The following is a 9,351-nucleotide window of genomic DNA, read 5'->3' on the forward strand; positions in this document are numbered from 1 at the left end:
TTCTTCGTTCAGCTGGATTTTTTCGTTAACCGGATCGCCATAAATCATCGCTCCCAACCGGCCATTCCCTACCGGAAGGGCTTCATTCCAAACTGTTGCCGGCCTGTCGTACCACATTTTCAGGCTGCTGTCTGAATCATCACTATAACAGGAAATTGACAACAAGATCAAAAACAAGAAAATAGAATTAATTTTTTTCACGTGAATCTTTATTTTATGATTACCTCAATGTCTTACTCTTTTTATCAGCCTGCAAAAACCAGTGAAACAAACCTGGGCGAGCGCAATTAGCTCGCATTATGCATGATTATGAATCACCCTTTTTGACCAATATACCAAAGATAAGGCTTCAAATAAGGAAACAATGTTTTTCTCCTTTACTTAAATTTCCAATAGTCGAGCTTGAACAGTTCGCCATCTCCACCTCTAAATACAAAATACAAATCATGTATTCCTTTCTGCTTATTCACCTTTGCGGAGAACGTTTTCCAGGCATTGATATCTCCGGTATTTGGTATTTCACAGGTTCCCAGAAGTAAACCATCTTTATCATCCAGCCGAATTTCAATTTCTCCTCCGTCCATAACAGCAGCCCGAACTTCAAATTTCTTGGCACCTTTTCCAAAATCGACACTACGCACTTTGATGTAGTCGCCATCATCAATATTGGTTACATAAATACCGGTTCTATTGTCGGATGTGGTTTTCACGCCCTCGGACCAGGCAATGGTTTCAGCTTCCACTTTTTGAAAAGGCTTTAAATTCGAAACGCTTTTTTTCACGCCTTCTTTCGTAGGTTCGATGAGAGGAATAGTACCATCGGCATTGTAACTGAATTGCTCCACACTTACCGAGCGTTTAAAGCCTTGGCCTTTCGACAAAGCCTGGTCGTGATAGAAGATGTACGAATTCCCGTTGAAATCGATGATTCCAGCGTGGTTGGTAAAAGCCAGGTGATCGGCCCTTTCCATGATTTGGCCTTTGTACGTCCAAGGCCCTTCAGCCGATGGTGCCGTAGAATAGGAAATATACTCAGGAATACCTTCGGCAGCGTACACCATGTAATACAGGTTGTTGCGCTTGTAGAACCAAGGGCCTTCGGTGTAGGTTGTTCGGGGTTTGCCGTCGCGGCCTTCTTTCGAGCCAAATGCTTCGGGGGTCATTTCAATTGAAACGATTCCATTATCGCCAACGGTTTTATCGTACGAAACCATATCCTCGTTCAACTTGACATACCACAAACCAGGATTTCCCCAATACAAATACGCCTGGCCTTTGTCGTCGAATGCAACCGTTGGGTCGATGTCCTGCCAGATATGGTCGCTGTCAACCAGTCGCTTTCCAATCGGATCGCTGAAAGGGCCGGTTGGAGAATCGGAAACCAACACGGCAATTCCTTCACCATGAATGGGTACATACAGGTAGAACTTGCCGTTCCGCTCGATGCACTGTGGAGCCCAAGCGCCGTTGGTTTTGTTCATCCAGGTGAAGTTTTTGAGCGAAGCCACCGCGCCATGATCGGTCCAGTTCACCATATCTTTCGACGAATAGCAACGCCAGTCGTACATGGTAAAAAAGTTGTTCACTGTTGAATCTTCGTCATGTGAAGTGTACACGTAAACCGTGCCGTTATAAACCATAGGTGCCGGATCGGCTGTGAAATAAGTTTGAACGATGGGGTTTTGTGCAAAACCAATCATTGGTAAAAGTAAAGCAATGAGCAATGGTGTGATTATTCTATTCTTCATCTGAAAAAATCATTTTAACTAATCTTCTATTTCCTTATTCGTTTCGTAAAGCCTATGGCAAGTTTTTCTTATCCACTTTCCAGACTGTTGATTTTGAAAGCTGACAAGGATTTCCGGTAAACATTTTCCCGGCTTCCTGATCACCCTTCAGTTGCCATTTGTACCAGGCAGTGGCCACAATGGCAAACTCACCGCCATGAGGCTGACCATAGGTGCCGCCATGACCAACGTCCATATTGGCAACAAATACCGGAACATGGTTGATCCTATTATAGTCGTCCATCCCGTTTTTATATGCGATATCTGACTCGCCTCCCAGCAAATAGAGGGTTGGGGAATGTAATTTTGCCAGGTGTTCTTTTTTCAAGGAAGGCATACCCGGCATGCCACCTCCATTTCCTATGATGCCACTGTTGCAAACCACTGCGGTGGTTACGCGTGGATCGGGTGCCACTTCGAGGGTTTGCAAACCACCACACGACATACCACTGACAGCAATCTTAGAAACATCAATTTTTTTATAAAATACGCTTGACTTATCGTTGTTTTGTGCGATTGCCCAATCAATGGCATCTAAAAGCTGTGAAGATGCTGATCGTCCTTGACCACGCTCCCCTTCCTTTGGCATAGGCCCTATGGCAATTGTCAGAAAACCGTGTGATGCAACTTCTGATAAAAAGTTGACATGCTCCCAAGGAGAATTGGCACAGGCTCCATTCCCCCATACAATAATTGGCAATTGGTTTTTCTTCCCGAAAACACCCAGGTCATCAGGCCGAAAAATCGTATGGGTTGGCAGCGAATTATCGGTGGACATAATGGCCTTGTATGCACCGGTTCCTCCATCCTCAACTACCCTTTGCATTAAACCCGTTTTATTTTCAATGAGCAACGAAAGCATCTTTTCACCATAGCGTTTGCCCAGTATCCGGTAACCTTCGGCTGTAAAATGAAGTCCGTCGGGCATACCGGGGCAACCTTCCGAAGAAATAATATGGGCATTGGGAATCACTTCGGGCAATTGAGCAATAAATTGGTTGAAAGCAAAACATTTCCCTTCGAATTCTGCGCTCAACAGTTCACCCGCCAACAAGGGGGTTTTTGTTGGATCGAGATTCAAATCGTTCATCAAGTTGTCGTAAACACCTTTCACCTTTTGTGTCCAAAGGGTATCGTTGGGATTCGATTCTCCCTGGTGTAACAGAATGCCCTTAATTACACCGTCTTTCTGTGCCAGCCTGGCCATTTCAACAAGTCTTGCGTACGGATTTCCACCATAATTATTGATCCAGTTGAGCATCCAGTCGGGCGCGGTTTCAACATATGACTGGTAGTTTTCCTTATCGAAAAGCTCAATACGACAGCCACCAACCGATACGTTGATAACTCCTATCCTGATGTTGCCGGGTAGACTGGCAAGCAGCGTACGGCCAAAATAATCGGCTGGCGAAATTCCTGCATTGCAATCGCAAAGCGGCGGAGTGGCCGTGTACCAGTTTCCCATTTTTCGTCCTTTATCAGGGCAATCCATGGCACTCATCATTTGAAAACGGGCATCCACGATTGAATCCTGCGCTTCAGCCCGGGCTGCTCCTGCCATGTTCGACTGGCCAAAACACAGGTAAATGTGAAAATCGGGATCTTGCGAAAAGCTATAGGTACCTGAAAAAAGAAGCACGATTAAAACAAACAATTTGAATTTATTCATAGCAAGTAGATTTAGCGTTTAGTACATAATTTTATTGAGCCCATTCTTTCCCTTCGGAAGAACGTCTCCATTGATAATAGTTGTCCAAAACCTGAAGGGATGCCTCATCGGGAACAGGACCTAAATACGTATTGGGACCAAGGGACATGACTACCGGATTGGCCTCGCTGAATGCTGGCCACTCGGGAACGTCTTTGCTATTGGGATGCCCGTATTTGGCAAAGTTGGTCCAATAAGTAGCCATGGTTTCCGAAATGGATAAATCGGCTTCGCTTGTATTTGGATTTTTCGGATCGAGGTTCATAAACACAAAAGGCACATCCACACCATGGGGTGTGCCATGGTCGGCCTGGGGTGAATCTGCGGGGCGTTCGGGGTGTTGGTCGAAATAGTAATAATACACATCCGATTTCCCTGTATTCGATTGAAGCCTTGCCCAGCTCCAGGTATGCCAGCCAAAGGCCGCATCGCGCATCAGATTGCGGGCCGAGCGAGGAACGTTGTTTTCGCCAAGCGGATAGGCCTGTAACAACGAATCGGCATATGGCCCAAAACGTTCCTGTACATTGGCGATGTATTCCTGGGGTGTCCGGCCTGCCGGAAAACTCAGCCCCTCGTCGGAGTTATAGCCAATGAGCACCGGTACATCGTTATAGTTTCCTGCTTCGTACAATTTGAACTGATCATCGGGAATGATATAGCCATCCACAATGGGCCAGCCGCCGGGCATGGTCCATCCTTGGGGAATCAGTTTTTCAGCTTCGACTTTCCGAAGTTCTTCCATGCTCGAAAGCCCTAAACCTTTCAGGTATTCAATACCATCCTGTTCGGCCTGTTGAAGGGTCTTCATGTTTTCGCCGGGATAAGTGGTGGGGCGGGTTGGTCCAAACGACCCTCCACTTTGCGAAATGGCACCCTGGAACAAACCTTTTGCCAAGGGCGATGCACACAACATGCTCACGGCAATGCCGCCGGCCGATTCGCCAAAAATGGTCACTTTGTCCGAGTCGCCACCAAAGGCTGCGATGTTGTTTTGGATCCACTGCAATCCGGCAATTTGATCGAGCAAACCGTAGTTACCCGACACGCTGTTGGGGCTTTCGGCACTCAGTTCGGGATGCGCCAGGAAGCCCAGCTGCCCTACCCGATAAGCAATGCTCACCAGCACAACGCCTTTGCGTGCCAGGTGCTCACCATTGTGAACGGGATCGGAGGTGGAGCCAAAACTGAAGCCACCACCGTAGATCCAAACCAAAACTGGTAACTTTTCGTTGGCCGATTTGGCAGGTGTCCACACATTTAAGTATAGGCAATCCTCGCTTTTTCCCGAAACAGGATTTCCGCCCTGCATGGGTGCCGGGGCATATTCGGTGGTTTGCTTTACGCCCTCCCAGGGTTCAACAGGTTGAGGCGCTTTCCAGCGCAGTTCGCCAACGGGCGGTGCCGCAAAGGGAATGCCTTTGTAAATGCTCAAATCATCGGTAAGGGTTCCCTGGATGATTCCCCCTTCAACCTTAAGCTGACCGGGTTGAAGTTGGGTGCAGGCACCTGAAACAAGGACCAGCATTGCGATAAACAGGAAGTTGATTTGTTTCATTTCATCTAGTTTAATATTTTTTTCCAAAGGTTGGGCAGAAAGCGGTAATACAAGAGGTGACGCCAGGTAGACCAGTCGTGACCGCCATTTCCACCTACGTAATATTCATGCTTGATATCATGCGTATTTAAGGCCTCAACCAGGCCCTGAACCCGTTGATTAAAAAAGCCCTGCGCTTCCTTCGTGCCTTGTCCTACAAAAAGGTAATCGACTTTCTCGTTGACTTTGGGATCAACTAAAAAGCTTTTTAGCGTTGTTTCGGCTGTTACATCACCGGCACTGAGAATACCAAAATTAGCAAACAAATCGAGCGAGCGGAAACCGATGAACATGCTGTGACGACCGCCCATCGACAAGCCCGAAATGGCCCTTCCTTTGGGAGATTGAATGGTGCTGTAACTTTGATCGACCAAAGGAATAACCTGCTCCCGAAGCTCTTGCTCAAAGAGATCGAAGGTGAGTTCGGCATGTTGCGGATGATTCCGGTGAATGATTTGATTGTTGGGAAGGGCAATGATCATGGGTTCGGCTTTCCCTTCGGCCAGCAGGTTATCCATAATAAAATTCACCCTTCCATCGTACACCCAGTTGGAAGGAAGCTCGCCGCTTCCACCCAGCAAATACAAAACCGGATACTTTTTATTCGGGTCGTAGCCCGGAGGCGTGTACACATAGAGTTCACGTTCGCCCTTGCTTACTTTTGAATGATAAACATGACGGGTTACATTTCCGTGCGGAACATCTTGTGCATCGTACCAGGCCGGTCCGTCACCGTGTACAATCAACTGACTGTAAGGCGGCATGGCCGTAAAAGCAGCGCAAGTATTACTTGGATCTGCAACCTGCACCCCGTCAATTCTGACATGATAGGCATACATATCGACCGGCAGCGGGCCAATGGTCAGGGTCCAGATTCCCTCTTCGCCTTTTGCAAACGGAAGCGGTTCACGCCCCAGATCAAGCGCGGTATGTATTGCCCCCGGGTTTAATTCAACCAATTCTGCATTGGGAGCTTTCACCCTGAAAGTTACCGTTCGGTCATCGTGCACTTCGGGCGAATTTAGCGGAGCACTGAAGGGAGTCAGACCTTCGGTGTTTTTCTGTGGGTTATAATCAAGATTGACATTGGCCTGCTGTGCCCGGGCAGATCCAATATTACACATGCATGCAATAGCAAGAACGAAGAGGATACTCCAGATTTTTTTCATCATGTACTTCATTTATTTTCAGATTCAATTTTTTCAATCCTGAAAAAGCAATTGAGAAAACTGGTAAAGGCTTCTTCGCCAGGTTTGCCATTCGTGGGCTGTTTCGGGCGATTCGTAATATTCATACCCGATTCCCTGTTTTTCAAGCATCTTCCGGAAGGCGCCGACGGAACCCGGAAAAGGTTCGGGTTCTTTGGTTCCCAACCCAAGCCAGAAAACATCGATTTGCTCATTCACATTCTTTCCATCGTTGAATTGTCCGTTGAGAAAAGTTGCCGGATCAATTTCGCTGGCGCTCGGGTAATTGGAAGTCCCGCTAAAACCACCGTAACTGGAAAACTTGTCCAGGTTGTTCATAATGATGCGCATGGTTTGATTGGCACCCATTGACAAGCCGGCTATTGCCCGGTGTTTTCGGTCAGGCAAGGTGCGGAATCTTGCATCAATAATCGGGATAATTTCAGTGATCATCACCTCTTCGAATACCGAGACCGGACGCGCATGGGCAGCGGCCTTGTCATTTGGTTGAAAAGCATAGCCATTGTCCATTACGATGATCATGGGAACGGCCTTTCGGGCTGCAATCAGGTTGTCGAGGATCAGATTGGCTTTGCCCTGGCCTGGCCAGCCGGTTTCGTCTTCAAAACTTCCGTGTTGAAGATAAAGTACCGGGTAGCGTTTATCGGCATTTGTTTCGTAACCCGGCGGGGTATAAACAAAACAACGTCGGAACGACTGGGTCAGTTTCGAGAAATAATTCACCTCGCTCACCAGTCCGTGTGGCACTTCTTTCATAGCGTAAAAATCGCGGTCGTGTGCCGGAATTTCAATACCGCTGCCCCACCGTCCGGCACCATAAAAGTATTTGGTGCCGGGATCGGGTACCGATGCACCGTCAATGTTCAACTGATAATAGTGAAAACCTTCGTCCTGTGGTTCCGATTCGCCGGTCCATAGCCCGTTTTCATCTTTCACCATGTCGTACTTTACACCCCCAATGTCGAGCTGAACCAGTTTAGCTTCGGGAGCTGAAATTTGTGCACGTACGCGCCCTTCGGAATTTACCTGCGGAAATGCTTTCCCGGGCTGGTTCACTTCCGAAGGTTTGAAATCATCGATCCCCTGGCTTGATTGGGCTACAACTAATTCGACAGTTGACAATACCACCAATGCCAGAATCCATAAAAAATGCTTCATTTTCTTTTATTTAAAAAGCAGTTGAGCCAATTGGTGCAGGCTACGGCGCCAGGTATGAAATTCGTGGGCTGTTCCTTCCGAAATGTAGTATTCAGCGTTAATACCGCCAGATTTCAATTCGGCAGCTGCGCTTTTTACCCCATCGGGACGTTCCTTGCTTCCACAACTCATGAAAACAAGTTTCAGGTTTTCATGCTCCGACAGTTCTTCCGATTTGTACACACCACCGCTGAAAAGACCATAATACGAAAACACATCGGGCCGGTTCAGGGTGATCAGCCTGGTTTCGAACCCCCCCATCGAAAGACCGGCCATGGCGCGGTTCTCCTGATTGGACAGGGTCCTGAAGTTGGTATCAACATATGGTATCAATTCGTCAATAAGAACGGTCTGGAACGGCTTGATATCGAAATTGCGCAGGCCGCCAAAACTGATCTCGTTGGTCATGCCGTAGGTCATCACAATAATGAACGGCCTGGCCTTTCCTTCGGCAATCAGGTTGTCCATGATGAAATTAGCCCGTCCCTGAACTGGCCACGAAGTTTCATTTTCGCAATAGCCATGCTGAAGGTACAAAACCGGATAGCGTTCCGACGATGCCTTGTCGTAACCCGGAGGCGTGTAAACAAAAGCCCGTCGATCGGTTTTGGTACTTTCTGAAGGGAACCAGATTTCGTGCACATGGCCGTGCGGAACATCCTTAATGGCAAAAATTTCCTGATCGTCGGATGGAACTTCAATACCACTTCCGTAGCGACAGGCGCCGTAAAAGAATAAGCTGCCGGGATCGGGAACCGAAGCACCGTCGATGTTCAGCTGGTAATAGTGGAAACCAACGTCCTGCGGAGCTGATTCACCGGTCCAGAGCCCGTTTTCATCTTTCACCATGTCGTACTTCACCCCGCCAATATCGAGCTGAACAGATTTGGCATCGGGTGCCATAATTTGCGTTCTTACGCGGCCTTCGGAATTAACCTGTGGATACGCACTTCCGGGCTGGTTTACCGGCGAAGGTTGGAAGTCTTCGACCACCTGTGCTCTTGTGTTCATCGAAACGAAAACACACAATACAAAGAATAAGGAGATTTGTTTTATCATTTTCATTCGTTTAAATAGTTAGCTTATCATATTTCAGTCCTTCAGCATTTATTTCATGTTTAGTGCGTCTTATTCAATGATCACACTTAAATGTTTCAAATCATTGTTATTGGAACTATTTCCGTATAATACTTCGTATTGGCCGGGTGTAACAGCCATTTTTCTTTGGCTCCAGTCGTAAAACTCAAACGATGAAGGCGTGAGTTCGATGGTAGCGGTTTCCGATTTTCCTGCTGCCAATTCTACCCGTTGAAAGCCACGCAGGGTCTTCAATGGGCCATCCACGTCGTTTACCTTGCGGATGTAAACCTGCACAATCTCGGTTCCGGCCCTTTTGCCGGTATTTTTTACAGGAATGCTTAACTGTACATTTTCGTTGGCCTGAATGTTGGTTTTGCTGATTGTTGCGTTTCCAATTTCGAAAGTGGTGTAACTTAAGCCAAAACCAAAGGGGAAAAGCGTTTCGGTGGTATAACGATAGGTACGGTCGGTCATTGAATAATCTTCGAAATCGCCCAGCTTATCGGAGTTTTTATAGAAAGAAAGCGGCAGTTTACCCCCGGGATTGTAGTCACCAAAAAGCACATCGGCAATGGCTGATCCTCCCCGCTCGCCGGCATACCAGGCTTGCACAATGGCATCGCAACTTTGAGTTTCGGGTTCCAGGGCGATGGCCGAGCCCGAACAATTGACAAAAACTACCTTTTTACCGGCTGCTTTCAGGGCTTTCAGGCAATTGCGCTGCACGGCCGGTAATTCGATGTTCGTGCGGTCGCCTCCTTTGAATCCGGGATA

8 protein-coding genes are annotated in these 9,351 nt (G+C 47.5%); all 8 read right to left on the minus strand.

The genetic code is table 11. From position 1 onward, the window contains the following. The coding region (locus N2K84_RS19585; RefSeq protein WP_282593529.1) for a glycoside hydrolase N-terminal domain-containing protein at positions 1-201 on the minus strand (201 nt) is incomplete at its 3' end. 176 nt (positions 202-377) lie between these two features. Next, positions 378-1,748: a glycoside hydrolase family 43 protein gene (locus tag N2K84_RS19590; RefSeq protein WP_282593530.1), complete on the minus strand. Its 1,371-nt coding sequence runs from the start codon at positions 1,746-1,748 to the stop codon at positions 378-380. A 52-nt stretch (positions 1,749-1,800) separates the two neighbouring features. Continuing rightward, positions 1,801-3,456, minus strand: coding sequence for a sialate O-acetylesterase (locus N2K84_RS19595; RefSeq protein WP_282593531.1), 1,656 nt, complete (start codon positions 3,454-3,456; stop codon positions 1,801-1,803). A gap of 31 nt (positions 3,457-3,487) precedes the next feature. Next, positions 3,488-5,053: a carboxylesterase/lipase family protein gene (locus N2K84_RS19600; RefSeq protein ID WP_282593532.1), complete on the minus strand. Its 1,566-nt coding sequence runs from the start codon at positions 5,051-5,053 to the stop codon at positions 3,488-3,490. A gap of 5 nt (positions 5,054-5,058) precedes the next feature. Then, positions 5,059-6,264: an alpha/beta hydrolase gene (locus N2K84_RS19605; RefSeq protein WP_282593533.1), complete on the minus strand. Its 1,206-nt coding sequence runs from the start codon at positions 6,262-6,264 to the stop codon at positions 5,059-5,061. Positions 6,265-6,294: 30 nt separating this feature from the next. Next, complete coding sequence (locus N2K84_RS19610) at positions 6,295-7,458, minus strand: alpha/beta hydrolase-fold protein (protein WP_282593534.1); 1,164 nt, start codon at positions 7,456-7,458, stop codon at positions 6,295-6,297. Between the two features lie 6 nt (positions 7,459-7,464). Continuing rightward, on the minus strand, positions 7,465-8,556 hold the full coding sequence (locus tag N2K84_RS19615; protein ID WP_282593535.1) for an alpha/beta hydrolase-fold protein: 1,092 nt from the start codon (positions 8,554-8,556) through the stop codon (positions 7,465-7,467). Positions 8,557-8,625: 69 nt separating this feature from the next. After that, positions 8,626-9,351 (minus strand): glycoside hydrolase family 3 C-terminal domain-containing protein (locus N2K84_RS19620; RefSeq protein ID WP_282593536.1); only part of this gene is annotated, 726 nt, incomplete at its 5' end.

It is taken from the genome of Gaoshiqia sediminis (assembly GCF_025907915.1).
In the GTDB taxonomy this organism is placed as follows: Bacteria; Bacteroidota; Bacteroidia; order Bacteroidales; family Prolixibacteraceae; genus Gaoshiqia; species Gaoshiqia sediminis.

Excerpts from the sequence above, each read along its gene's own strand:
- N2K84_RS19590 (WP_282593530.1), bottom strand. The coding sequence starts at position 1,748 with ATGAAGAATAGAATAATCACACCATTGCTCATTGCTTTACTTTTACCA.
- N2K84_RS19595 (WP_282593531.1), bottom strand. The coding sequence starts at position 3,456 with ATGAATAAATTCAAATTGTTTGTTTTAATCGTGCTTCTTTTTTCAGGT.
- N2K84_RS19600 (WP_282593532.1), bottom strand. The coding sequence starts at position 5,053 with ATGAAACAAATCAACTTCCTGTTTATCGCAATGCTGGTCCTTGTTTCA.
- N2K84_RS19605 (WP_282593533.1), bottom strand. The coding sequence starts at position 6,264 with ATGATGAAAAAAATCTGGAGTATCCTCTTCGTTCTTGCTATTGCATGC.
- N2K84_RS19610 (WP_282593534.1), bottom strand. The coding sequence starts at position 7,458 with ATGAAGCATTTTTTATGGATTCTGGCATTGGTGGTATTGTCAACTGTC.
- N2K84_RS19615 (WP_282593535.1), bottom strand. The coding sequence starts at position 8,556 with ATGATAAAACAAATCTCCTTATTCTTTGTATTGTGTGTTTTCGTTTCG.